At 66.6% G+C, this 24525-nt stretch carries 26 protein-coding genes and 1 pseudogene; 12 read left to right on the forward strand and 15 right to left on the reverse strand.

Features of this window, described 5'->3' with window-relative positions; all coding sequences use genetic code 11:
• The first annotated feature begins 3 nt into the window (after window positions 1–3).
• From BMY06_RS02095 to BMY06_RS02105, 3 genes are read left to right on the forward strand one after another with little or no spacing between them, the layout of a single operon-like run.
• Window positions 4–855, forward strand: coding sequence for a CheR family methyltransferase (locus tag BMY06_RS02095; protein ID WP_065057672.1), 852 nt, complete (start codon window positions 4–6; stop codon window positions 853–855).
• A complete protein-coding gene (locus BMY06_RS02100) occupies window positions 842–1339 on the forward strand; it encodes a chemotaxis protein CheD (RefSeq protein ID WP_065057673.1) in 498 nt (165 codons plus the stop codon). The genes BMY06_RS02095 and BMY06_RS02100 overlap by 14 nt, the downstream gene beginning before the upstream one ends.
• A gap of 54 nt (window positions 1340–1393) precedes the next feature.
• On the forward strand, window positions 1394–2896 hold the full coding sequence (locus BMY06_RS02105) for a chemotaxis protein CheW (RefSeq protein ID WP_074981301.1): 1503 nt from the start codon (window positions 1394–1396) through the stop codon (window positions 2894–2896).
• 1 nt (window position 2897) lies between these two features.
• Here the strand turns inward: BMY06_RS02105 and BMY06_RS02110 are convergent, their stop codons facing one another.
• The 3 genes and pseudogenes from BMY06_RS02110 to BMY06_RS40620 all read right to left on the reverse strand — a co-directional run.
• A complete protein-coding gene (locus tag BMY06_RS02110; protein WP_074981302.1) occupies window positions 2898–3908 on the reverse strand; it encodes a DUF2891 domain-containing protein in 1011 nt (336 codons plus the stop codon).
• A 52-nt stretch (window positions 3909–3960) separates the two neighbouring features.
• Entirely contained in the window at window positions 3961–4377 is a 417-nt protein-coding gene (locus tag BMY06_RS40615; protein WP_408585172.1) for a TetR/AcrR family transcriptional regulator C-terminal domain-containing protein, read from the reverse strand.
• A 99-nt stretch (window positions 4378–4476) separates the two neighbouring features.
• Window positions 4477–4683 (reverse strand): annotated as a pseudogene (locus BMY06_RS40620) (helix-turn-helix domain-containing protein); the annotation flags it as partial.
• 223 nt (window positions 4684–4906) lie between these two features.
• Here BMY06_RS40620 and BMY06_RS02120 point away from each other — a divergent pair.
• The 4 genes from BMY06_RS02120 to BMY06_RS02135 are packed head-to-tail and all read left to right on the forward strand — an operon-like array spanning window position 4907 to window position 10594.
• Window positions 4907–6088, forward strand: a complete 1182-nt coding sequence (locus BMY06_RS02120; RefSeq protein WP_074981306.1) for an isovaleryl-CoA dehydrogenase — start codon at window positions 4907–4909, stop codon at window positions 6086–6088.
• A 40-nt stretch (window positions 6089–6128) separates the two neighbouring features.
• The gene (locus BMY06_RS02125; RefSeq protein ID WP_074981308.1) at window positions 6129–7736 is read left to right on the forward strand and encodes a carboxyl transferase domain-containing protein; all 1608 of its coding nucleotides are present in this window, start codon (window positions 6129–6131) and stop codon (window positions 7734–7736) included.
• Window positions 7737–7764: 28 nt separating this feature from the next.
• The gene (locus tag BMY06_RS02130; protein ID WP_074981398.1) at window positions 7765–8550 is read left to right on the forward strand and encodes an enoyl-CoA hydratase/isomerase family protein; all 786 of its coding nucleotides are present in this window, start codon (window positions 7765–7767) and stop codon (window positions 8548–8550) included.
• A 34-nt stretch (window positions 8551–8584) separates the two neighbouring features.
• Window positions 8585–10594, forward strand: a complete 2010-nt coding sequence (locus tag BMY06_RS02135; RefSeq protein WP_074981310.1) for an acetyl/propionyl/methylcrotonyl-CoA carboxylase subunit alpha — start codon at window positions 8585–8587, stop codon at window positions 10592–10594.
• A 109-nt stretch (window positions 10595–10703) separates the two neighbouring features.
• Here the strand turns inward: BMY06_RS02135 and BMY06_RS02140 are convergent, their stop codons facing one another.
• The gene (locus tag BMY06_RS02140) at window positions 10704–11189 is read right to left on the reverse strand and encodes a carboxymuconolactone decarboxylase family protein (RefSeq protein ID WP_074981312.1); all 486 of its coding nucleotides are present in this window, start codon (window positions 11187–11189) and stop codon (window positions 10704–10706) included.
• A gap of 66 nt (window positions 11190–11255) precedes the next feature.
• Between BMY06_RS02140 and BMY06_RS02145 the strand changes: the two genes are divergently transcribed.
• Entirely contained in the window at window positions 11256–11789 is a 534-nt protein-coding gene (locus BMY06_RS02145; protein ID WP_074981314.1) for a MarR family winged helix-turn-helix transcriptional regulator, read from the forward strand.
• Window positions 11790–11816: 27 nt separating this feature from the next.
• Here the strand turns inward: BMY06_RS02145 and BMY06_RS02150 are convergent, their stop codons facing one another.
• The 10 genes from BMY06_RS02150 to BMY06_RS02195 form a co-directional block, all read right to left on the reverse strand.
• Window positions 11817–12611 (reverse strand): CDP-diacylglycerol diphosphatase, encoded by a 795-nt coding sequence (locus BMY06_RS02150; protein ID WP_080180818.1) that lies wholly within the window; start codon window positions 12609–12611, stop codon window positions 11817–11819.
• Window positions 12612–12878: 267 nt separating this feature from the next.
• Window positions 12879–13169, reverse strand: coding sequence for a DUF6587 family protein (locus BMY06_RS02155; protein ID WP_065057682.1), 291 nt, complete (start codon window positions 13167–13169; stop codon window positions 12879–12881).
• Window positions 13166–15028: a ferrous iron transporter B gene (gene feoB, locus BMY06_RS02160; protein ID WP_074981316.1), complete on the reverse strand. Its 1863-nt coding sequence runs from the start codon at window positions 15026–15028 to the stop codon at window positions 13166–13168. Before feoB ends, BMY06_RS02155 begins: the two co-directional genes overlap by 4 nt.
• Window positions 15025–15300 (reverse strand): FeoA family protein, encoded by a 276-nt coding sequence (locus BMY06_RS02165; protein WP_065057684.1) that lies wholly within the window; start codon window positions 15298–15300, stop codon window positions 15025–15027. Before BMY06_RS02165 ends, feoB begins: the two co-directional genes overlap by 4 nt.
• A 268-nt stretch (window positions 15301–15568) precedes the next feature.
• Window positions 15569–17032 (reverse strand): indoleacetamide hydrolase, encoded by a 1464-nt coding sequence (gene iaaH, locus BMY06_RS02170; RefSeq protein ID WP_065057685.1) that lies wholly within the window; start codon window positions 17030–17032, stop codon window positions 15569–15571.
• 93 nt (window positions 17033–17125) lie between these two features.
• A complete protein-coding gene (locus tag BMY06_RS02175) occupies window positions 17126–18046 on the reverse strand; it encodes an aminomethyltransferase (protein ID WP_065057686.1) in 921 nt (306 codons plus the stop codon).
• A gap of 147 nt (window positions 18047–18193) precedes the next feature.
• Entirely contained in the window at window positions 18194–18421 is a 228-nt protein-coding gene (locus BMY06_RS02180; RefSeq protein ID WP_074981318.1) for a transcriptional regulator, read from the reverse strand.
• Between the two features lie 350 nt (window positions 18422–18771).
• The gene (locus BMY06_RS02185; RefSeq protein WP_080180853.1) at window positions 18772–19500 is read right to left on the reverse strand and encodes an NADPH-dependent FMN reductase; all 729 of its coding nucleotides are present in this window, start codon (window positions 19498–19500) and stop codon (window positions 18772–18774) included.
• 341 nt (window positions 19501–19841) lie between these two features.
• Window positions 19842–20315, reverse strand: coding sequence for a hypothetical protein (locus BMY06_RS02190; RefSeq protein WP_124263377.1), 474 nt, complete (start codon window positions 20313–20315; stop codon window positions 19842–19844).
• A 279-nt stretch (window positions 20316–20594) separates the two neighbouring features.
• The gene (locus BMY06_RS02195) at window positions 20595–21860 is read right to left on the reverse strand and encodes a cyanate transporter (RefSeq protein ID WP_065057690.1); all 1266 of its coding nucleotides are present in this window, start codon (window positions 21858–21860) and stop codon (window positions 20595–20597) included.
• Window positions 21861–22039: 179 nt separating this feature from the next.
• Here BMY06_RS02195 and BMY06_RS02200 point away from each other — a divergent pair, with 179 nt between their 5' ends.
• Window positions 22040–22774, forward strand: coding sequence for a GntR family transcriptional regulator (locus tag BMY06_RS02200; protein WP_074981322.1), 735 nt, complete (start codon window positions 22040–22042; stop codon window positions 22772–22774).
• An 81-nt stretch (window positions 22775–22855) separates the two neighbouring features.
• Here BMY06_RS02200 and BMY06_RS02205 read toward each other — a convergent pair whose 3' ends face one another.
• Window positions 22856–23071 (reverse strand): hypothetical protein, encoded by a 216-nt coding sequence (locus tag BMY06_RS02205; RefSeq protein ID WP_065057692.1) that lies wholly within the window; start codon window positions 23069–23071, stop codon window positions 22856–22858.
• A 473-nt stretch (window positions 23072–23544) separates the two neighbouring features.
• Here BMY06_RS02205 and BMY06_RS02210 point away from each other — a divergent pair, with 473 nt between their 5' ends.
• From BMY06_RS02210 to BMY06_RS40055, 3 genes are all read left to right on the forward strand, one after another.
• Window positions 23545–23739, forward strand: a complete 195-nt coding sequence (locus BMY06_RS02210; protein ID WP_373681580.1) for a DUF1653 domain-containing protein — start codon at window positions 23545–23547, stop codon at window positions 23737–23739.
• Window positions 23740–23775: 36 nt separating this feature from the next.
• Complete coding sequence (locus BMY06_RS02215; RefSeq protein WP_065057694.1) at window positions 23776–23970, forward strand: YqaE/Pmp3 family membrane protein; 195 nt, start codon at window positions 23776–23778, stop codon at window positions 23968–23970.
• Between the two features lie 99 nt (window positions 23971–24069).
• Window positions 24070–24483 carry a hypothetical protein gene (locus BMY06_RS40055; protein ID WP_183038889.1) on the forward strand — a complete coding sequence of 138 codons (414 nt, stop codon included), beginning with the start codon at window positions 24070–24072 and terminating at the stop codon, window positions 24481–24483.
• Window positions 24484–24525: the final 42 nt, after the last annotated feature.

Below are 24525 nucleotides of genomic sequence, written 5' to 3' on the forward strand. Positions count from 1 at the left end.
GTAGTGGACATCGATAAGGATGCCGAAGCATCGGTGCAGCGTGCGTTGTTCGAGCAGGTGAGGCGGCATACCGGCATCGCCATGAACGAGCGCAAATGGACCATGCTCAAGGGCCGTTTGCGCCGCCGCGTGATGGCGCTGGGGCTGCCCGATTATCGCGACTATCTTCAGGTGCTCGACACCAACGTGGAGGAAGTGCGCGACTTCATCGATCTCGTGACGACGAACGAAACCTCGTTCTTTCGCACGCCGCGTATCTGGGAGTATCTGTCCGAAGCGTTCTTGCCGTACTGGCATTCGCTGGAGACGGGCGCGCCGTTGCGCGTGTGGTCGGCGGCGGCGTCGAGCGGCGAGGAAGCGTGGTCGACGGCCATGCTGTGCGAGGAGTTTCGCGCGCGCCAGCCGTCGTTTCGCTACACCATCGTCGGCACCGATATTTCGGACGGCATTCTCGCCACCGCGCGCGCGGGCCGTTATCAGGGGCGCAGTCTCGAAGGCCTGCGCCTGCATCATCCCGCGCTCGCGCAGAAGTATCTGCGCAGCGACGGCGAATGGGCGAGTGTGAACGACGCGCTGCGCGCGAACGTCACGTTCCGGCAGCACAATCTCTATGCGTTGCCGCGCGACTTCGGGCAGTTCGATCTCGTGCTGCTGCGCAACGTGCTGATCTATTTCGATCAGGACGGCCAGCAGGCGGTGCTCGCCAACGTGCGCCGCGCGATGAAGCCCGACGCCGTGCTGATCGTGGGTGAATCGGAATCGCTGAGCCGCATGGCGACGGACTTCACCTTCGAGCAGCCGCTCATCTACCGCAACGGAAGACACAACGAGGAACGCGACCATGAGCACGCGTGACGTGCAGGTGCGGATGTGCGAGATCGCGGTAGGCAGCGCGGACGACGCGAAAATCCTTCGCGCGACGCTGGGTTCGTGCGTGGGCATCGGCCTGTTGTGGCGCGCGCGCGGCACCTATGGGCTGGCGCATTGTCTGCTGCCGCAACCGGTGGGCAGCGCGCGTGCGCCTGGCGCCGCGCAGACGGGCAACGGCGCGAAATACGTGATCGAGGCCCTGCCGGCGCTGATCTCGATGATGGGCGCCGACGCGGCGCCGGACGGCGAAATCGAAGCGGTGCTCGCGGGCGGCGCGAACATGATGCATCACCGCACGACGATCCACGAGCCGATCGGCGATCTGAACGTGCGCATGGCGCAGCAGTTGCTGGCCGGCGCGCGCGTGCGCGTGGTGCACGTCGATGTGGGCGGCGAGTGCGGGCGTCAGCTCACCATCGATTGCGGACAGCATCACTACGCCGTGCGTCATTTCGCGCGGGCGTCGTGACGCACGATGCGCGCCTGATCAATTCGTTCGGATAACGAATCAAGGAGCTTCGCGATGAATCATCGTGCGCTGGCCGCGGGTGGCAAGCTGGAGCTGTATGGATCGTTTCACCTCGCGGGCACGGAACTCGCGTTGCCGGTGTCGGCGCTCCAGGAAGTGGTCAATCATCCCGAAGCGCTCACGCCGGTGCCGCTCGCGCCGTCGTATCTGCTCGGCCTGTTCAATCTGCGCGGCACGCTGATTCCCGTGGTGGATCTGTGCCAGTTGCTCAATCTGCGCGACGAAGGCGTCGCGGGGGCGCGCAAGATCGCGATTGTCGAGGCGGCGGCGGGACGTGTCGGTCTGCAATTCGACGCCACGGGCGAGATCCTGCGCGTGCCGAAGGATCAGGTCATCGAGATCGCGATGGCCGAGGGCAGCGCGCCGTCGGCGATCGGCTCGGTGCTCAAGCTCGACGGCGGCGAGCGCATTTTGCAGGTGTTGTCCGCCGATGCGCTGCTGCGTTTGCGCGACGTCCCGCATCTGGCCGAACCCGCCGCGCGCTCGACCGCGCGCCGGGCCCAGCAGGGGCAGCGTCGCCAGAACGTGTCGTTCAAGGTGGGCGGCACCGCGCTCGCGCTGCCAATGGGCGCGATCCAGGAAATCATTCGCGTGCCCGCGCTCCAGCATTCGCCGCTCGCCGACGACGTGTGCATCGGCATGCTCAATCTGCGCGGCGCGACCGTGCCCGTGCTCGATTTCGGCAACTTCCTCGGTTTCTCGCGCGCGCCGGAAGACACGACGTCGGCCGACGAGCGGCGCATCGTCATACTGCACCGCGACGATCTGTATTTCGGCTTGCTCGTCGACGAAGTGGCGAGCATCGTCGCCTGCCGCGATGACGAACTGCTGCCGATGCCGAGTTACGGCAACGCGCATCGCTCGCTGTTCTCGGGCTATCTCGCAGCGGAGGGTGCCGAGGGTGCCAGCGGCGTCCTGCTCGTGAACGCCGATGCGCTTTACGCGCATGCGCGCGTTGCATCGCTCGCGGCGGGTCATCGCGATCTCTACCGCAAGGCCACGGAAGCGGCCGGCGTCGCGCAAAAACGCGGAACGGGCACACGTCAGACGCTCGTGACGTTCCGCATCGGCCAGTTGCTCGGCGTGCGCATTACGGAGCTGCGCGAGGTGATCCACTATCGCCACGACACCGTCAAGACGCCGGGCCTGCCCGCGTTCGTGCGCGGCGTGCTGAATCTGCGCGGCGTGCTGGTGACGGTGATCGACGTGCGCGCGATGTATGCCATGCCGCCGTACGAGGATCTGACGCGCGCGAAGATCCTGATCGTCGAGCATCACGGCGAGAAGTATGGGCTGCTCGTCGATTCCATCGAGGACATCATCACGCTCAAGAGCTGCGCGCAACTCGCGATGCCGACCATGCTCACGCGTGCAGCGGGCGCGAATGTGCGCAGCGATATGCGCGAAGCGGTCGAATTGCCGGGGCAGGGTACGCTGATGCTGCTCGATCCCGCTTCGCTGTGCGAGCGCGTGGCGCAAGAGGCCGCGACGGTGTGAGTCAGGCTTCGAGCGCGAGCGTGGCGAAGGTGGCGAGCCAGTGCTCGCCCATATAGTCGCCGGCGACGTGATCGAGCGCGGCGTTCAGATGCGTCTGCGCCGCTTCATGCAGCACTTGCACGCGCGGATCGGTCGCAGGCAAGGCGCGCGCGAGCGTGCGCTGGCACCACGCGCGGCTCAGGTTCAGACCGTCGAGATGCGCGATCTTGCCGTCGGTGCGGTCGCTGACCGTGGCGGGCATGAACAGCGTGGCCGGTTCGCGCCGCGCCAGCGCGGGCAGAAATCGCGTGAACCATGCTGCGAATGCATCGGCGGGCAACACGCGGCTCATCAGCACGGCTTCCATCAATGACGGCGACAGAAATTCGTCGCCGGACGGTTCCCATGCCTGGCAATCCGAATCATTTTCATGCCAGCGTGTGGCCGTCTCTTCGATCAACTTCGCCAGTGTGTTTCGCTGCGTTTGCCGCGCAAAATCGAGCGCCAGCGTAAGCGCGAACGCCGTGTTGAAATGCGTGCCCACGCGCAGCGGATAAGTCGATTTCGGCAGGAATTCTTCGAAGCGCTCGACGAACGTTTCCGTGAGCGGCGCAAGCGTGCGCGACCAGCGCGCGGCCGCGGGTGTGGTCATCGCATGGAGCTGTCCCGCGAGCGCGAGCAGCCACGCCCAGCCATACGGACGCTCGAATCCACGGTTATGCGGCAGGTCGAGATAGGCGCGCTCGCCCGCCATGTTGGCGTCGGTGAAATGCGCGTCGATCACGGCGACAATGCGGGGCGCTTCCGGCAGCTCGGGAAAACGCGCGAGCAGCCGCGCGACGAGCCAGTAGCCGTGCACGCAGGAATGCCAGTCATAGCTGCCGTAAAACACCGGATGCAGCGCGCGCGGCGTCTGCACGTCCTGCGGACCCGCGAGCGCGTGCGTGAGCTTGTTCGGATATTCGCGCGTGAGGTGAGCGAGCGCGAGCGAGGCGAAACGCGAGGCGTGTGCAGAGGAAAGCGTGGCGTTCATGGCAGCCGTGGACGATGTCGCGAGAGCGTCAGCTTAGCGCGATTCGCCGCGTTCATCGCGGCGCGCGTTCGCGTTCGAGCCGCCGCATCGCTTCGCCGACGTCCTGACTGAATTGCGCGAGCGCCGCCAGTTCGACGTTGGGCGGTTGCAGCGCGCTCCACAGCACGCTGGCGAGTTGCGTGGCGGTGGCTTCGATATCGGTGCGCCGATTGGCGAGCGTCGCGTCCCAGAGCACATGTTCCATCGGCCCGAACACCAGCGAGCGCAGCAGGCGCAAGGGCATGTCGCTGCGAATCTGGCCGCATTCCTGGCCGCGCGCGAGCACGCGCATGAGCGGCGCGGTATAGCGGCGCTGCATTTCCACGAGCGCCTCGCTCAGCTCGTGATGACGCGTGCGCCCTTCAGAGAGCACGAGTTCGCAGATGCCGGTGCCGCTTTCCAGCATCAATTGCAGATGCATGCGCACGATGAATGCGAACTGCTGATGCACGGTGCCGTCGCGGGGCAGTCCGGCTTCGATCGCCTCGATCGATTCGTCGTACCAGTCGCCGATCACGCGCGCGCAGAGTTCGCGTTTGCCGCGGAAATAGCTGAACACCGTCGCTTCCGAGATGCCCAGGCGTTGCGCGATCTCGGCCGTGGTGGCGCGCGCGTAGCCTTTCTCGGAGAACACCGCGCGCCCGGCTTCGAGGATTTCCTTGACGCGCTGCTGGGACTTGCGTCCGGCCGGTTGGCGGCGCGACGCGGGCAGGACGGGATGGGCGGTTTCTGACATTCTGAGTAAGCTTCACGTCCATGCGGATTTGTAGCCGATTATGCACGAATGCATTGGCTGTTCAATGAGTTTTTATATGGCTAAGGTGCGCATGTTAAGAAATCTGAGTGATACTCAAAATCACCTATTGACGTTAACGTAAATGTGGCGTGAAATGGGCGACGAAGAGGACAGCATGCGCCCTGCGCGGCCAACCCCGCGCCCGCACTCAGGAGACAGACAGATGAGCAACGTACCCGGTTTGCAGTTCCCGCTCGGCGAAGAAGTCGAAATGCTGCGCGACAGCATCGCCAACTTCGCGGCGAAGGAGATCGCCCCGCGCGCGGGCGAGATCGATCGCACCGACCAGTTCCCGATGGACCTGTGGCGCAAGATCGGCGACCTGGGCGTGCTCGGCATGACGGTCGCGGAGGAGTACGGCGGCGCGAACATGGGCTACACCGCGCACATGGTGGCGATGGAAGAGATTTCGCGCGCATCGGCGTCGGTCGGCTTGTCGTATGGCGCGCACTCGAATCTGTGCGTGAACCAGATCCACCGCAACGGCACCGAAGCGCAAAAGCGCAAATATCTGCCGAAGCTCGTTTCCGGCGAACACGTGGGCGCGCTCGCAATGAGCGAGCCGAACGCGGGTTCGGATGTCGTCAGCATGAAGCTGCGCGCCGAGAAGCGGGGCGATCGATACGTCCTCAACGGCACGAAAATGTGGATCACCAACGGGCCGGATTGCGACACGCTCGTGGTCTACGCGAAGACCGATCCGCAGGCGGGCGCGAAGGGCATCACGGCGTTCATCGTCGAAAAAGGCATGAAGGGTTTTTCGGTTGCGCAGAAGCTCGACAAGCTCGGCATGCGCGGCTCGCACACGGGCGAACTCGTGTTTCAGGACGTGGAAGTGCCTGAAGAAAACGTGCTCGGCCAGCTCAACGGCGGCGTGAAGGTGCTGATGAGCGGGCTCGATTACGAGCGCGCCGTACTCGCGGGCGGTCCCACCGGCATCATGGCCGCCGTGATGGATTCGGTCGTGCCGTACATTCACGAGCGCAAGCAGTTCGGTCAGGCCATCGGCGAATTCCAGCTCATTCAGGGCAAGGTCGCCGACCTCTACACGACGTATCAGGCGTGCCGCGCGTATCTCTACGCCGTGGGCCGCCAACTCGACACGATCGGCAAGGAACACGTGCGCCAGGTGCGCAAGGATTGCGCGGGCGTGATCCTCTATACCGCCGAAAAGGCCACGTGGATGGCGGGCGAAGCCATTCAGATCCTCGGCGGCAACGGCTATATCAACGAGTATCCGGTCGGACGTCTCTGGCGCGACGCGAAGCTTTACGAAATCGGCGCGGGCACGAGCGAGATTCGCCGCATGTTGATCGGCCGCGAACTGTTCGTGGAAACCATGTAATCCTAACTATCGTCAAGACAGGCAAGGACAGGACACCGCGATGCCGATCATCGAATCGAAGCTCAATCCACGCTCGGACGAATTCAAGGCTAACGCCGCGGCGCTCGATGCGCTGGTCGCCGATCTGCGCGAGAAGATCCAGAAGCTCTCGCTGGGCGGCGGCGCGGCGGCGCGCGACAAACACGTGTCGCGCGGCAAGCTGCTGCCGCGCGAGCGCATCGCGCAACTGCTCGATCCGGGCACGCCGTTTCTCGAACTCTCGCAGCTCGCCGCTTACGGCATGTATAACGACGATGCGCCGGGCGCGGGCGTCATCACGGGCATCGGCCGTATCGCGGGCCAGGAGTGCGTGATCGTCTGCAACGACGCAACGGTGAAGGGCGGCACCTACTATCCGGTCACGGTCAAGAAGCACGTGCGTGCGCAGGAAATCGCGCAGGAGAACCGCTTGCCGTGCGTCTATCTCGTCGATTCCGGCGGCGCGAATCTGCCGAATCAGGATGAGGTGTTTCCCGATCGCGATCACTTCGGCCGCATCTTCTACAACCAGGCGAATCTGTCCGCGCAGGGCATTCCGCAGATTGCCGTGGTGATGGGCTCGTGCACGGCGGGCGGCGCGTATGTGCCGGCCATGAGCGACGAGTCGATCATCGTGAAGAATCAGGGCACGATTTTTCTCGGCGGTCCGCCGCTCGTGAAGGCCGCGACGGGCGAAGAAGTAAGCGCGGAAGATCTCGGCGGCGGCGACGTGCATACGCGCCTGTCCGGCGTGGTCGATCATCTCGCGCAGAACGACGCGCATGCGCTCGCCATCGCGCGCTCGATCGTCGGCAATCTGAATCGCGTGAAGACGCCCTCGCTCGCGCTGAAGGAGCCGCTGCCGCCGCGCTACGACGCGCAGAGCGTGTACGGCGTGATTCCGGTCGATACGCGCAAGCCCTTCGACGTGCGCGAAGTGATCGCGCGCATCGTCGACGACTCGGCTTTCGACGAATTCAAGGCGCGCTACGGCACCACGCTCGTCACGGGCTTCGCACACATTTGGGGGCATCCGGTCGGCATCGTCGCGAACAACGGCATTCTGTTTTCGGAGTCGGCGCTCAAGGGCACGCACTTCATCGAGCTGTGCTGCCAGCGCAAGATTCCGCTCGTGTTTTTGCAGAACATCACGGGCTTCATGGTGGGACGCAAGTACGAGAACGAAGGCATCGCGCGCAACGGCGCGAAGATGGTGACGGCGGTGGCCACGGCCAAAGTGCCGAAGTTCACGGTGATCATCGGCGGCTCGTTTGGCGCGGGCAATTACGGCATGTGCGGGCGCGCGTATTCGCCGCGTTTCCTGTGGATGTGGCCCAACGCGCGCATTTCGGTGATGGGCGGCGAGCAGGCGGCGTCGGTGCTGGCGACGGTGCGTCGTGACGGTATCGAGGCGAAAGGCGGTGCATGGAGCGCGGAGGACGAAGAGGCGTTCAAGCAGCCGATTCGCGATCAGTACGAACGCCAGGGGCATCCGTATTACGCGAGCGCGCGCCTGTGGGACGACGGCGTGATCGATCCCGCCCAAACGCGCGACGTGCTTGGCCTCGGGCTTTCGGCCACGATGAATGCGCCCATCGAAGAGACGCGCTTCGGCGTGTTCCGCATGTGAGCGGCGCCACGGAGACGAAGCTATGACGATGCAATACGAAACATTGCTGGTCGATATCGCGAATCACACGGCGACCGTCACGCTGAATCGGCCCGACGTGCGCAACGCGTTCAACGAAACCATGATCGCCGAAGTGAGCGCCGCGTTCGAATCGCTCGGCGCGCGCGACGACGTGCGGGCGATCGTGCTCGCGGGCAACGGCAAGGCTTTCTGCGCGGGCGCGGACCTGAACTGGATGCGCAAGATGGCGGGCTATTCCGATGCGGAAAACCGCGCCGATGCGATGGGCCTCGCGCGGATGCTCGCCGCCGTGTATCGCTGCCCGAAGCCGGTCATCGCGCGCGTGCAGGGCGACGCCTACGCGGGCGGCATGGGCCTCGTCTGCACGGCCGATATCGTGGTGGCCGCGGACACGGTCAACTTCTGCCTGTCCGAAGCGCGGCTCGGTCTGATGCCCGCGACCATCGCGCCTTATGTGATTCGCGCGCTGGGCGAGCAGGCATCGCGCCGTTATTTCGTCACGGCCGAGGCGTTCGATTGCGCGACCGCGCTGCGCCTCGGACTCGTGAGCGAAGCGGTGAGCGCGGCCGATCTCGACGCCACCGTGCAGCGCATCGCGCAGACGCTTTGCGCCAACAGCCCGAACGCGGTGCGCGAGTGCAAGCAGCTCGTGCAGGACGTCGCGAGCAAGCCGATCGACGACGCGCTGATCGCCGACACGGCCGAGCGCATCGCCCGCATCCGCGCGAGCGACGAGGGCCGCGACGGCGTGTCGTCGTTCCTCGAAAAGCGCACGCCGCGCTGGCGCGCCTGATCGTCCTGCAAGCCCAGATATCGCGAGATCCTACATGTTCAACAAGATTCTGATCGCCAACCGGGGCGAGATTGCCTGCCGCGTCGCGGCCACCTGCCGCCGTCTCGGCGTCAAGAGCGTGGCCGTCTATTCGGATGCGGATGCGAACGCGAAACACGTGGCCGCCTGCGACGAAGCCGTGCATATCGGCGAGGCGAGCGCGGCGCAAAGCTATCTGCGTATCGAACGCATCATCGCCGCGGCGAAAGCGACGGGCGCGCAGGCGATCCATCCGGGCTACGGTTTTCTCTCCGAAAACGAAGAGTTCGGCCGAGCCTGCGAGGAAGCGGGCATCGTTTTCATCGGGCCGCCGGTGGCCGCGATTGCCGCGATGGGTTCGAAAGCCGCGGCGAAAGCGCTGATGCATGCGGCGGCGGTGCCGCTCGTGCCCGGCTATCACGGCGACGATCAGGACGCCGCGCTGCTCCAGCGCGAAGCCGACGCGATGGGTTATCCCGTGCTGCTCAAGGCGAGCGCGGGCGGCGGCGGCAAGGGCATGCGCGTGGTCGAGCGCAGCGAGGACTTCGCCGCGGCGCTCGCGTCATGCAAGCGCGAGGCCGCGAGCAGTTTCGGCAACGACCGCGTGTTGATCGAAAAGTATCTGCAGCGTCCGCGTCATGTGGAAGTGCAGGTGTTCGCTGACTCGCACGGCGGCGCGGTGTATCTGTTCGACCGCGATTGCTCGGTGCAGCGCCGCCACCAGAAGGTGCTCGAAGAAGCGCCCGCGCCCGGTCTCGCCGACGACGTGCGCCGCGCGATGGGCGAAGCCGCCGTGGCCGCCGCGCGCGCGGTCGATTACGTGGGCGCGGGCACTGTCGAATTCATCATGACGGGCGCGAACTTCTACTTCATGGAGATGAACACGCGCTTGCAGGTCGAGCATCCGGTGACGGAAATGATCACGGGCCTCGATCTCGTCGAGTGGCAGTTGCGCGTGGCGGCGGGCGAACCGCTGCCGCTCGCGCAGTCGCAACTCGCGGTGACGGGGCACGCGCTCGAAGCGCGTATTTACGCGGAGAATCCGGTGCGCGGTTTCCTGCCGTCCACGGGCACGCTCAAGCATCTGCGCATGCCCGCGGGCGTCGAGTTCCGGCTCGGCGATGCAGGCCAGCGCGCGAGCGTGCGCATCGACAGCGGCGTGCGCGAGGGCGACACCATCACGCCGTTCTACGATCCGATGATCGCGAAGCTGATCGTGCATGGCGCGACGCGCGCCGACGCGCTCGCCCGTATGCAGCGCGCGCTCGAGGAATGCGAGGTGGTGGGGCCGAGCACGAATGTCGAGTTTCTGCATCGGCTCGTGACGTGCGAACCGTTCGCGAACGCCGATCTCGACACGGGGCTGATCGAGCGTCATCACGACGCGTTGTTTGCGCCGCGCGACAGACCGTTGCGCGAAGCGCTTGCGCTGGCGAGCGCGGCACTGATCGGGCGCGAGGGCGGCGGCGTGAACACGGCGTCGCCGTGGCAGACGCTCGCGCATTGGCGGCTCAACAGCGGCTTCACGCAAACCTTCAAGTGGCGCGACCTCGAACGCGATACGCCGATCGAAGTCGCGTTCGCACACGACGGCGGCGTGCAGACGCTGGCCTGTGCCGCAAGCGACGAGCGCTTTACGTGGTGGCGCGGCGCAAGTGCGAATGAATACGGCGTGACGATCGGCGATACGCGCGTGACGGGCCGCGTGTTTATCGACGGCGACGTGTTTCATGTGTTCTGTCTGGGCGCGGCGCTGTCGTTCGAATGGCAGAACCTGCTCGCGCATGCGGCGGACGCCGAGCACGGCGAAGGGCGTCTCACCGCGCCGATGCCGGGCAAGGTCATCGCGGTGCTGGTCGAGCCGGGCGCGGTGGTCGAGAAGGGCGCGCCGCTCATCGTCATGGAGGCGATGAAGATGGAGCACACGATCGGCGCACCCGCTGCGGGCAAGGTCACCGAGGTGCTCTACGGCGTGGGCGATCAGGTCGCGGACGGCGCGCAACTGCTGATGCTCGAAACCGAATGACGCGATTGCGGTGATCGGCACGAGACATGGTTTGACGCGTGAGAGCGTGTGACCCTGGGGCGTTTCGCGAATGCGGAACGCCTTCTTTTTTGTGCGCTTTCAGGCCGCGTTAGTTAATCGGCGCCGGCACCGGCGGCGCGAATCGCAGCGCCACCGCAATGCGATTCCAGGCGTTGATGTTCGCGATGGCCGCAGTCAGAAACGCCATCTGCATGCCGGGGAACTGCTGCGCCACTTCCGCGTAGAGCGCATCGCTCACGCCTTCGTGCAGATGCGAAACCAGCGCTTCCGTATAGGCGAGCGCCGCACGCTCGCGCGCCGTGTAGTGCTCGGGCGCTTCATGCCAGGCCGCGAGCAGATCGAGCTTCGTGCGCGTGAGCGGCTCGCCGGGCAGCGCGCGTGCGATATTGAGGTGATATTGAATGCAGAACGCGCAACCGTTGATTTGCGAGGCGCGAATCTTCAGCAATTCGGTGAGCGCCTTTTCGAGGCCGGAGGCGTCGACGGCCTTGCTCATCGTGACGAGTCCGGCCACCACCGACTGGGCTTCGTGGGCGAACGTGTCATAGCTGATGCGGGTGGACGTGCTGGACATGACTGGACCTCGCGCAAGTTGGCGGTTAATATCAGAGCACGAACATCATATTCGAACTCTGATATCATGCGCAAGACGACGAAACGGTCCGAAGAAATCGGGGCTGAAAGCGCGGCATCCGGCAACGCCGGGATTCCCGCGCCAGGCGAAGGCAAGCGCGGCGAGGCCGGTTATCTGGGCTATCTGCTGCGCCAGGCCGGCGCGGCGCACCGTTTGCGCATGGAGCGCGCGCTGACCGATCTTGGCATCACGCCGCCGCAATTCGTGGTGTTGACGATGCTCGTGGCTTATCCGGGCATTTCCGGCGCGGATCTCGCGCGCCTCGCGGCGCTCACGCCGCAGACCGTGAGTGTGATCGTCGGCAATCTGGAGCGCGATGGCGCGATCGAGCGGCGTCCGCATCCGGTGCACGGGCGCATTCAGCAGATCGGCGTGACCGAGGCGGGGCTCGCGTTGCTCAAGCAATGTCGCACGCGCGTGAAGAAGCTCGAAGCGCAGATGATCGAGGGCTTTTCGGCGGGCGAGGAACAGGTGATCCGCCGCTGGCTCGCGAGCCTTGCGCGCGAGGGCGAGGCCGGCGGATTACAGGCGTTGTCGTGAACGTTATCGTGAAGGTGATTGCGGCCGTTACTGCGGACGCGCGATGGCGCACGCGTGATCGAGCAGACCTTCGGCGCTGCCCGAGCCGTTGTCCACATCGAGCCCGCTGTTGACGACGAGCCAGCCGTCGCGCGCCGTATCGGGACCCGCGCCCGTCACGAGAATCGTTTGCGCACTCATGCTTTGTTTCGCGTCCAGATCGCGCTCGACCACGCGGAACGGATTGCTGCGATCGGCGAGACTCGTCACGCGCGTGATGCGATAGCGCTTGCCGTCGAGCGTCGCCCAGCGCCACGCGCCGGGTGCGTCGTGTCGATAAGGCGCGAGCGCGTCGGCGATATCGGCGCGCATGCAGTCGACGTGAATGTGCAGCTGATTCTGCGAACGCCGTTCCGTTGCATTGATTTCGAGGCCGAGCTGCGTCGGCGCCAGCGTCGTCTTCAGCTTCGCGTTGACGTAGCGCGTCGCGTCCCAGGCGCCCACCCAGTAGTCGGGCGAGCCGCCGTAGAGAATCTCCGGACTCTCGATGCCCGAGACGCGATCGGTCGGAATCAGCAGATATTGCGCGCGTCCGTTGATGTCCTTGAGCACCGCGTAGCGCTTCTGGAAGTCGACCGTCGTGCACGGACCCGGCTCGCCCTTGTCGCGTGCGTTGGGCACGCATTGTTCGCCGACCACTTTCCAGAGTCCGTTCGGGTCGAAGGTCGACAGCCGCACGCAGCCCGTGACGGCGAAGGCGGCGATCAGCGCACTGGAGAACGCGGCGGAGAGCGCCGCGATGCGTGAGCGGCGACGAGCGGCGAGAGCGGGAACGTGAGGCATCGGCGCAAAAGGGCGTAGTGGATCGATTCGAGTTCGATCGTGGACGGGCCGCGCGACTGGCTGCGTCGAGTCTGCTTCGCTGCGCGCGGGCTGGCCTTGCTGCGGGGAGTGTAGCGGAAGCGTGTGTCGGGCGTGTGCGCGGATGCGTGTGTCGATTTAATCGCCCTCGCGAAACAGCCCATAAAAACACGGCATAAAACGCAGCGGCCCGCCGAATTACTCCGGCGGGCCGCTATTTCATCGACATTCACAGTGCCTGCGCACCGCTCATTTACGCGGCGGATGAAACGTCACAGTTTGCTCCGCAGGCGCGTCGGACGGCCCGCAGGTGCCACAGGTGCCGCAGCCGTCGCCACAATCGCCCGTCGCGCCTTTCGGCTGGATCCAGCGTCCCACGCGTTGCGCGAAGGCGCCGCGTTGCGGCCGCAACAGCGGCGCGGCCGCGCCCGCCTGCACGCGTGAAGCGGTCTTCGGCGCGAGCTTGCGCAGCGCCTGCCAGAGGCTCGCGGCGACGAGCAGGGCGATCACGGCATATTGAATCAGCAGATTCGCGCTCACAGGAAATACCTCGCGACTTGATACGTGACGAACGATGCCGCGTACGCGACCACGAACATGTAGCCGAACGACACCACCACGGCGCGCCACGAACGCGTCTCGCGGCGGATCACGGCGAGCGTCGACATGCATTGCGGCGCGAAGGCGAACCACACCATCAGCGACAGCGCGCTCGCCACCGAGAAATTCTGCGCGAGCGTATGGCCGAGCGCGGCGACATCGCTGTCGCCGCCTGCCACGGCATAGACGGTCGCGAGCGCGGCCACGGCGGTTTCGCGCGCGGCGAACGCGGGAATCAGCGCGAGGCTCATCTGCCAGTTGAAACCGAGCGGCGCGAACGGCCACTCCAGCGCGCGGCCGAGATAGCCCGCGATCGTGTAGTCGATGGCGGGGCCGGTCGCGCCCGCGGGCGGCGAGGGGAACGTGGAGACGAACCACATGATCACGGTCAGCGCGAGAATGATGCCGGTCAGGCGCTTCAGGAAGATCGTGCAGCGTTCCCACAGGCCGATCGCCACGTCGCGCGCGCGCGGAATGCGATACGACGGCAGTTCCATCAGCAGCGCGTGTTCGGTGCGGTCGCGGCGCAGATGCTTCATCACCCAGCCCACCGCCATCGCGCCCACGATGCCCGCCACGTAGAGCGCGAACAGCACGAGCCCCTGCAGGTTGAACAGGCCGAACACCATGCGGTGCGGAATGAACGCGCTGATCAGCAGCGCGTAGACGGGCAGACGCGCGGAACAGGTCATGAGCGGCGCGACGAGAATGGTCGCGAGCCGGTCGCGCGGATCGGAGATGCTGCGCGTGCCCATCACGCCCGGAATCGCGCACGCGAAACTCGAGAGCAGCGGAATGAACGAGCGCCCCGTGAGACCGACCGACACCATCATGCGGTCGAGCAGGAAGGCCGCGCGCGGCAGATAACCCGACTCCTCCAGCACGAGGATGAAGAAGAACAGCACGAGAATTTCGGGCAGAAAGCCGAGCACGGTGCCGAGGCCGGTGAGCAGACCGTCTGTGAGCAGGCTGCGCAGCGGGCCGTCGGGCAACCACGCGCCCGCGATGCCGCCGAGCCAGTCGAAGCCGTCGCCGATCGAATCGGTCAGCGGCTTGCCGAGCCCATAGACCGCCTGGAAAACGAGGAACATCACCACCGCGAGAATCAGCGGGCCGAATAGCGGATGCAGCGCGACGCTGTCGATGGCGTCGTCGCGCGCGTCGGTGGCGCGCGGCATCGTCACGGCGTCGGCGAGAATGCGGCGCACGGCGACGTGCAGATCGGCGTCCTGTGCGATGTCGGCGGTTGCCGCTTGCGACGGCGCGGCGTCGTCCGCGTTCACGCGTTCGAGCAGATCGACGAGCGACTGCGCGCCGTTGCGCTGCACGGCCACCGTTTCGACCACCGGCATGCCGAGCGCCTGCGAGAGCTTTGCCGCGTCCACGACGATGCCGCGTCGCTTCGCGGCATCCATCATGTTGAGCGCGAGCACAACCGGGCGGCCCATGCGCTTCACTTCGAGCACGAAGCGCAGATGCAGACGCAGATTGGTCGCGTCGGCCACGCAGACGACCAGTTGCGGAATCGCCTCGCCCGGATAGCGGCCCATCAGCACGTCGTGCGTGACGCGCTCGTCGGGGCTCGCGGAATCGAAGCTGTACGCGCCGGGCAGATCGAGCAGTTGCACCTTGCGGCCCGACGGCGTGACGAAGCGGCCTTCCTTGCGCTCGACCGTCACGCCCGCGTAGTTCGCGACTTTCTGGCGCGCGCCGGTGAGCAGATTGAACAGCGCGGTCTTGCCGCAATTCGGGTTGCCGACGAGCGCAATGCGCAGCGGCGTGGCGTTCGTCGTGCTCATGCAGCGGCTCCGGCTTGGGTGTCGGTGGCGTCGATCGCTTCGATCTGGATGGTCACGCGTTCGGCTTCGGCGCGGCGCAGCGCGAAACGCGTCGAGCCGATCTGCACGAGCAGCGGGTCGGCGCTCCATGGCGCGCGTGCGACCACGCGCACGGGCTCGCCGGGCACGAAGCCCAGATCGCGCAGACGTTGGGCGATGGGGTCCGGCGCGGAGGCGTCTTCTACGCGCGCGACAAAGGCGCTTGCGCCTTTTGAAAGGTCGGTCAGACGCATGGGGAAGCTTTCTATATTGAAATGAGAACTGTTCTCATTGTAGCGGCGATGCGCTTTGCGTGCGGCGGCGTGCGTCAGATTGCGGCGTTGCAATGTGAGCGGGAGACGCTGTGCAGGGGTTTAGCCGAGGTCTGGCCGATCTGGTGCGCCAATTTGTCGCACCAATAGTCGGCGCAGGCCGCGCCGACGCCACTTACGACTGACGGCGCACGGCCGAAAAGGCGTAAGCGTAGCGGAAGTCGAGCGAAAGAAAACTGGGCCGTCGTGCTCAGAGGGCGGGCGCGGGCAGGCTGCCGAGAATCCGCTCGAAGGCGAGACCGATGGCGAGCAGGCGGCGGTCGCTGCCTGCCGGTCCGTCGAGTTCGAGGCCGACCGGCAGCGGCCCGTTGTCACCTTCGACGAGACCCGACGGCAGCGCGAGCCCCGGAATGCCCGCGTTGCTCGCGGGATCGGTGTTGCGCAGATAGGCCTCCATCTCGTCGATGGGCGGGCCGCCGTCGATCGACACGCGCGACGAGCCGTTCAGTTCGTCGAGCGGCACGGCGGCGAGGCGCGTGGTCGGGAACAGCAGCGCGTCGAGCCCCTTCGCGGAGAAGGTCTGCGCGTAGCGCTGCTGCAGGCGCGGACGCCACACGGTCATCGCGGTCTGATAGTCGCTGCCGCGCGCGTCGGCGAGGATCGCATCGTAGGCCTCGCGCACATCGGGGCTGGCGATGCGCGCCGCCACCTCGGCCACGCTGCGCGCCGGCGCGTGATTGGCCGCGAGCCACGCCTGCAGATCGTCGATGGGTTCGTGCAGCGCGATCGCGAGGCTCACGCGGTCGTTGAGCGCGAAGATGTCGCCCATGTCGATCGGCACGAGCGTCACGCCCGCCGCCGCGAGCTTCGCGAGCGCCGCGCGCGAGACTGTTTCGGTGGCCGCTTCGAGACCTTCCCAGAACGGCGCGGGCAAGCCGATGCGCAGATTCGCGACGGCCGCTTCCGCGAGCGGGCCGTGACCGGTGATCACGCCGTCGAGCAGCGCCACGTCGGCGACCGTGCGCGCCATCGGGCCCACGGTGTCGCGCGTATGGCTGATCGGCACGACGGCTTGCGGATCGTGATAACGGCGCTGCGTGCCACCGTCGCCCACGCTCGGACGCAGGCCGACGATGCCGCAGAGCGCGGCCGGAATGCGCGTGGAGCCGCCGGTATCGGTGCCGAGTCCCGCGGGCACGATGCGCGCCGCGATGGCGGCGGACGTGCCGCCCGACGAGCCGCCGGGAATTCGTTCGGGATCCCAGGGATTGCGCACGGGGCCCGCATGCGGCGCGAGATTCGTGCTGGTGATGCCGAACGCCAGCTCGTGCATGTTGGCCTTGCCGAGCACGATCGCGCCCGCATCGACGAGACGCTGCACCGACGGCGCGTGGCGCGCGGGCACGAACCCTTCGAGCGCGGGCGTGCCCGCCGAGGTTTGCAGTCCGCGCGTGTTGATGTTGTCCTTCACCACCACGGGCAGGCCCGCGAGCGGCAGATGCGCGCGTTCCGCGGCGCCGAGCGTGTCGATGCGCTGCGCCGCCGCGAGCGCGCCTTCCACGTCGAGCGTGGTCAGCGCGTTGAGATTTTGGAGCGCCTGCGCACGCGCAATCAGCGTGGCGACGTAATCGGCGGCTTTGAGCCGGCCCGCGCGGATCGCGTCGACGGCCTGCGTCGCGGTCAATTCGAGCTGCTGGTCGACAGTCCAGGTCATGCAGTCTCCTCCTTGTGCGGCGCGGCGGGCGCGCGCAATCATGCGCAATCGCGCAATCGCGCAAACCGTGCGCGCCGGTGCGGACGTCTTCGCCTAGCGCTTCATGAAGCGCAGCGCGAGCCGCGCGAGCGCGGGCACGAGCGTCGGACGCAACAGGCGCGGATCGTAGCCGCTCATGCGGTCGGTGTCTTCCTTCAGGCACAGTTCGATCATTTCGCGCGGCTTGAGCGCGTCGCCGAGCACCTCGCGGTTCGCGGGCAGGAAGTTCGAGTCGTGCGCCACGCCGTCGGCGTCGATGCCGCGCGCGATCGCCACGCGGTCCCATATCAGTTTGATCCAGATTGCGCCCACGCGCAGCGAGTGCCACGGACGGCGCCACCACGGCATGGTTTTGCGATACCACGCGACCCAGTTCACGAAGAACAGAATGTGGCGCGCTTCTTCCTGGATCACGGGCTCGAAGGTCTCGACCAGTTCCGCCGGAAAGAAGCCCGAACGCTGCGCCGAGCGGAACAGGCCGAAGGCGAAGAAGCTGTCGATGCACTCGCTGTAGCCCGTGAACATCCACGCCCATTCGGCGTCTTTCGGCGGCGCGTAATGCGGTTCGGGCGCGAGTTCGATGCCGTAGGCCTGCACCAGATGCGAGAGCACGACCTTGTGGCGCGCTTCCTCGTCGCCGTCCATTTCGATGGCTTCGCGCAGCAGCGGTTCGGTCACGGTCGCGGCGTAGGTTTTCACGCGGATCGACGCGCGGCCTTCGGTCTGCACGGCGATATCCCAGATCGGCAGCGATGTCAGGCGGCGCAGCGCATCGACTTCGAGCTTCGGCCAGTCGAGCACGGCGGGACGGTACGGATCGTGGGTGTCGAGCAACATCCGGCAGAACATCTTGCGATGTTCGTCCGATCCGATCTTGATGGGCCCTGGCGTGTCGTGAGTCCAGCGACGCAGCGCGGCGTCCTGGTCGGTGAGGTGATCGCCGCCTACCTCTGGATGCGTCAGGGTTTCGGACATGGATACAGTAAAAATGACAGTGATATGACTCCTATTCTGTCACATTCGTAAGAAATCCTGCCTTGGCGCGCGCAGGCCGGAACCGGCTGGCGACGACCGTAGATGGCCGCTTCAAGCGTGCTTCATTCGTCCTTCATTCGGGCCGGATCAGGCGCAGCGGCGCTGTTCGTCGATCCACATGCGCGCCCATCGGCACGCGTAGGCGAGCGCGTGGCGCTCCTCGAAAAAGTAATCGAGCGCGTCGAACGAGCGGTGCGCGCGCGGGCGCGTGCTCGGCAGCGTGCCGATCGTCAGATTGGCGGCGTACAGGCCGTTCGGAAGCCGCTGCGCACTGGGCGCGACTTCGTAGCCTTTGTAGCGAAGGGTTGCGTGCATGGCCACTGAATCCTGTCGATGCTTGCGTAAACAGGCCCAAGCGTAGTGACACCCCTGCGCGGGCGGAACCAATCATTCGTCGCAAGCAAATCACGTCCGGCCTGCAACGATCAGCAGCGGGAACTGCATGAGGATTCGCGCAGAGCGGGTTCGCGTATGCGGCTTCAATGTGCGGTCGCCACAATGCGCCGTCTGTGGGATGACCGACGCAATGCGCGTGCATACGTGCGCTGGCGCGCACAGCGCGCGGCGAGTCCGGCGGGGGAGATTGGAGCGGGAAGCGTCCACGCGCGGCGCGGACGCTTCAGACAGTCGGCGGAGCGTGGTCAGACGCTCCGCCGGTCAGCCGTTCAGACGGCGACGCTCAGGCGGTCTTCGTTGCGTGCGGGCTGGGTCGACGAACTCGATCCGGCGGCGGCGGCGAGGGCCGCACCGGTCTGCGACGCCGTGTGGCGCGAATTGAACGCGAGCGCGAATTGCGCGGCCTGCTGGCCGACCGTCGAGAGCTGATCGACGACCTTCGGGGCCGAGCATTCGTGCGCGCTTTCGAAGCGCGTTTCGAGCGTGTTGATGCCCGCGCCGAACGGCGTCGGCCAGCCGCGCAGCGCGTGCACGATCGAGCGCAGCGAGGTCAGCACCGAACCGGCGGCCTGCCAGCCGTAGGCGGTCACGATGCAGCCGACCGCGCGGCCGTCGAGATACGGACGCGCGTCGCCGCGCAGTTCTTCGAGCGTATCGAGCGCGTTCTTCACGAGGCCGGACACGCCGCCGTGATAGCCGGGCGTCGCGATGATCACGGCGTCGGCGGCGCGCACGGCTTCGATCAGCTGGAGCTGGGCGTCGGTGCGCGTCGGGCTTTCGGGCGCGTAGTGCGGCAGGCTGTGCAGGAAGGTGCCGTCGAACAGCTGGGTGCGTGCGCCGGCGGCTTCCGCGCCGCGCAGCGCGAAGGCCAGCGCGCGCTCGGTCGACGACGCGGCGCGCGTCGTGCCGCCAATGCCGACCACGAGCGGACGGTGTCTGGAATCGGAAGTGCTCAAGGGGTGCTCCTCGAAATGGCGATGGGCGGGCGTGCGAAGCATGACGGCGCGCGGCAACGCGGGTCATTCGCCGGGTGCCTGATGCCCGATGCTGGGGCGGCTTAAATCAGGCCGGAACAGTCATCTTAGTGAGCGCGCCGCGCGGCGCGAAACGACTTTTTGTTCTAACCATATGCCGTCGCGGCGGGTTCGCACCTGGGGTACGCGCGCGATATGCATATGCGAAAGCATTGGTTGGGACGCGAGCGGGTCATCGGTACGATGAAACCGTCTCCTCCATGACATCTCCTTGACATGGGATTCGGCCCCGCACCGCAAGGTGGCGGGGCCGCTTTTTTTGCGTCCAGGAAATGAGGCGGCGCGGGTGGCTTCGCGGGTGGCTTTTACTGCGGCGCGCGCGAAGCGGCGGAGGATTGCGCGGCGGACGGCGTGGCGGCCTGCATCGACGGACGCGCGACCTGCACCGTGGGCAGCGCCATCAGCGGGCTTTGCGCGCGACGCGCGGACACCGCGTAGCCAACTTGCAGCACGTTGCCGTCGGGGCCGATCTGCGGCGGAATGGCGGGCAGCGTGCCCGGTTCCGGCTTCGTGAGCATGGGCGTGGAGCCCGGCAGCACGGGTACGGTGGGCGCGGAGGCGCGCAGCGCCGGTTCGGCGACCTTGCGCGTGCCGAGGCGGTCGTTATTGGCGAGCTTGTGCTTCGCGCCGTGATGCCCGTGCCCTTTCTTGTCGGTCGTCGTGGGATGCGCCCCGGGCGTGCGGGCCTCGGGCGGATTCCAGATCTCGATGTAGTGTTCCCCAGCGAGCGCGGTGGATGCGAGGGCGCACAACAAGCTCCCCGTCAAGATGAATCGCACGTCGTGATCTCCGTTTTGATGAACTGCCCCGCCGACCGCACCGGCCCGCAAAGCGCGGGCTGGCGGGCACGCCCGAAGGCGGCGGTGCCCGGTACGGCAACCGGGCGGCACGGATGGCCGGCTGCACGCACTGTACATTCGTACAGCGGTGAATGCAAACGTTTGAGGCAAATGCGCGCGTCGCTGTTGCGCGGATACGCCGAGCGCGCGGGCGCGGCGGTGCAAGGTATTTTTTCGCGATTTTTGGGTGCGTTTGCGCCGCCGGGCCAGGCAGAGAGATCAGGCTGCGTCGAGCGCGCCCGGTCCGTGGATGCCGAGCCATCGCCCATAACTGCGCGGCGAGAACGCGAGCGTGAGCACGATCATCGCGGTGATGGAGACGGCGAGCATGACCCACGCGGCCGTGAAGCTGCCGCTCAGGTCGCGCACGCGTCCGGCCACGAGCGGCGCGAGCGCGGCGATCACGAAGCCGAGCCCCTGCACGAACGCGACGAGGCGAGCCGCGATGCGGTGATCGCCCGAATGATCGAGCGCGGTGACGAGCGTGACGGAGAAGGTGCCGCCGAGGCCCGCGCCCGCCGCCGCGACCCACAGCAGCGGCGCGGCCTCGGGCCAGGCCGCGAGACCGGCCACGCCGATCCACTGTGCGCAGAGCCCGGCGATCAGCCAGGGACGTCGGTCGGTGAAACGGGCGGCCGCGAGCGGCAGCAGCAGCGCGCTGGCGGCCTGGAAGACCGTCATGGCGGCGAGCAGCGAGCCGCTTGCCTCGACGCTTGCGCCATGCTGCTGGTAATACGCGGGCAGCCACGCGACGAGGCTCGTATAGCCGCCGTTGACGAGGCCGAAATGCAGCCCGAGCGTCCATGCGCGGCGCTTGCGCCAGACCGGCACGTGGGCGTGGTTTTGCGTGCTTGCGTGCGCCGCCGCTTGCGCGCGGTTCGCCCCTTTGCCGCGATTGATTCCGAGCCACAGGCCGAGCGCCGCCACGGCGGGCAGCGCCCAGATCGCGAGTGCGCCGTGCCACGACGCGCCCGCGCGTGCGACGAGCGGGCTGAGGCTCGCGCCGAGGCCGCCGCCGCCCATGATCGACGCGGAAAAGAGGCCCATCGCGAGCGGCACGCGGTGCGCGAAACGCTGCTTCATGACGGCGGGCAGCAGCGCCTGGATGGCCGCGACGCCCGCGCCCGCCGCCACGGCGGTGAGCATGAGCGCGACGCCCGACGCCGCGACCGCGCGCGCCCCGACTGCCGCCGCAATCGCGACGAGGCCGAGCGCCACGCCGCGCGTTTCGCCGAGCCGGCGCGCGAGCCAGCCGGTGCCGAACGCGCCGAGTCCCATCGCCACCACGGGCAGGCTCGTGAGCAGCGAGGCGCCCGAGAACGACAGCGCGGTGTCGTGCCGGATCGTCGCCATGAGGGGGCTGATCGACGTGAGCAAGGGCCGCAGATTCAGGCCGATCGCGACGATGGTCGCGTACCAGACGAGGGCGGCTTTTCCGTCGGCGTGGGGCGGCGAGGCGCGGGAAGGGTCCTGGCGAAGTGTCATGCGGTCAACCTTATCTGCTATATTTGGTTGACCATTATACAGATTGATTGTCAACAATCTGATCTTCCCGGCTATCCCGGGTATCACGCAACGGCCATGCGCCGCCTGGTTTCGTCCGGGGGCGCGCGTCGCTACAATGCGGCCTGATCCTGTCCGCAAGTCAAATCGCACCCACGCTCATGGCATCCCGAACCCGCTCGATCACGCCGCCCCTCCCGCCCCAGACCGACGACGAATCCGACGACGTCGAAGCCCTCGTCTACGCGTCGATCAATTCGGCGCTGCTGCAAGGCAAGCTCTCGCCGGGCCAGCAGCTCGTCGAGCGCGAGCTCGCGGCGGCGTTCGGCTGCACGCGCGGCGCGCTGCGCAAGGTGCTCGCGCGGCTGGGCTACGAAGGCAAGCTCGTGATGGAACCGAATCGCGGGGCGTTCGTGCCGTCGCCGTCCGAGGACGATATTCGCGCGGCGTTTCGCGCGCGGCAGGTGGTGGAGGCGGGCGTGGTGACGAGCCTGTGCGGCGCGCTCGATGCGCGTGCGCGCCGCGCGCTTGCCGCCCACGTGCGCAGCGAAAAGAAGGCGCTGCGCGACGGCCGCGTGGACGAAGCGGTGCGCCTCGCGGGCCAGTTTCATCTGGTGCTGACGGAGATCGCGGGCGGCGCGGCACTGGTAGCCGCGCTGGCGCAGCTCGTCGCGAAGACGGAGCTGTACAAGGCGCTGTTCGATCCGAACAAGGCCACCACCTGCGCGCCCGACGAGCACGCGCAGATCATCGCCGCGCTCGAAGCGGGCGAGCGCGAGGCGGCGCTCGCGACCATGCGCGAGCATCTGGCGGAAATCGAGGCGCGGGTGGTGAAGCAGGCGCGTGCGCGCGCGGGCCTCGACCTGAAGGCAGTGTTCGCCGGGCTGGCGCCGTAGCGGCCGCGCGCCCGGCGCGTCGCAGAGGCGCGCTCAGCGCATGAGCAACGAACGCGCTTAGCGCATGAGCAATGAACGCGCTTAGCGCGTTTCGGCCACGCGCCGGTTCAATTCCTTGGTCGCGGCGAGCGGAATACGCGCGTCGTCCCAGGTGGCAAGCCATTCGACTTCTTTCGAAGCGAAGATCTGGCCGTGATTGCGCAGCGCATATTGCAGCGAATCGATAATGTGATTGCGGATGATCTCGGGGGTATGCGGATCGTCGAGTACGGTGCGGAAAGCTTCGAGCGTGGCCATCGCGATGGCTCCGGCGAGTGTGGCGATTAAGTGGTTATCGCACGACAAAAAGACCGCTGCCAGCGCGTCAAAATAATCTCGTGCTGGTTTTTTTGCGTCGATGCGCAGGCTCGCCGCCGTCACGCCGGTTATTTTTTCTGGTCGCGTGCGCGTTTGAGCCGCTCCAGATCCGCTACGATCGCCCGCGCGGCGGCCGGCCGGCGCGCGAGGTCGATGCCCACATACGGCGCCCGGTTCGGCACGGTGAGAAGGCCGGCACCGGCGCCTGGCCGAGCGCATTGACCGCGAACTAATCGCCGTCGTCGATAATTTATCTGGACTACGTATTAACCGGGATGAAGTTCGCGGCGTGGGATCTTGCGTGCGCCGCAAGGCGTCGCGCTACGTGCGCGCGTTCCATTGATACACTACGCCGATCGCGCCGCGAACGTGACGGCGCAATCGAAGTACATCGACGAAAAAGGAACATGACGATGGTGCGCTACCGGCACTACAAAGGCGGCATTTACGAACTGGTTTGCGAAGCGACGCTCGAGTCCGATCCGTCGGTCACGATGATCGTGTATCGCGCCGCGAACGGCACGATCTGGACGCGGCCCGAATCCGTGTTTTTCGAGCTGGTCGAAGTCGATGGCGCGCTCGTGCCGCGCTTCGCGCCCGTCAACTGAACGCACTTTTTTCACACCACACGAGGTCCGCTCACGATGCGTCTACTGATTGCTCTGGTCTTGCCCTGGTTGCTGTTCTTCACGATTGGCCGTCCGCTCGCGGGCATCATCTGCCTGATCCTGCAGATCACGCTGATCGGCTGGATTCCGGCGGCCATCTGGGCCGTGTATTCGCTGAGCCAGTATCAAACCGATCGCAAGATCAACGACGCGTTCGGCCGCCGCAATTGATGCTTCGCGTCGCGCGGTTACACCCGTAATGCGCGCTCACAATTCAGCGAGAACTTAAGACTGATTCCACTTTCTTACATATGGAAAGGAGATTCGGTCATGCTTAAATATGCGCTGATGGTGGGCGCCGTCGCCCTGCTCGCGGGGTGCGCCGTGGCGCCCGGTTACGACTATGGATACGGCTACGGCCAGCCCGGCTATTACGACTACGGCTACGCGCCGGGGTATGCGGCGCCGGCTTATGGCAGCGTGAATATCGGCATCTGGGGCGGCGGCGGTGATTACTACCGTGGCGGCGGCTGGCACGGCGGCCCGCGTGGGCCGCATGGCGGACCGCCCCCGGGCGGCTGGCATGGCGGCCCCGGCGGCGGGCGCGGGCCAGGTGGTCCCGGAGGACACGGCGGTCAGTGGGGTCCGCCCGGCGGCGGCGGTGGCGGTGGCCACGGTGGTGGTGGGGGAGGCGGCCACGGTGGCGGCGGCGGTCATGGCGGCGGAGGCGGTGGTCATCGTTAAGCCGACGGGCTTTTAGAGGCACACCTCGGGAATTTCGGGAAG

The organism is Paraburkholderia tropica, from assembly GCF_900109265.1.
GTDB lineage: Bacteria > Pseudomonadota > Gammaproteobacteria > Burkholderiales > Burkholderiaceae > Paraburkholderia > Paraburkholderia tropica.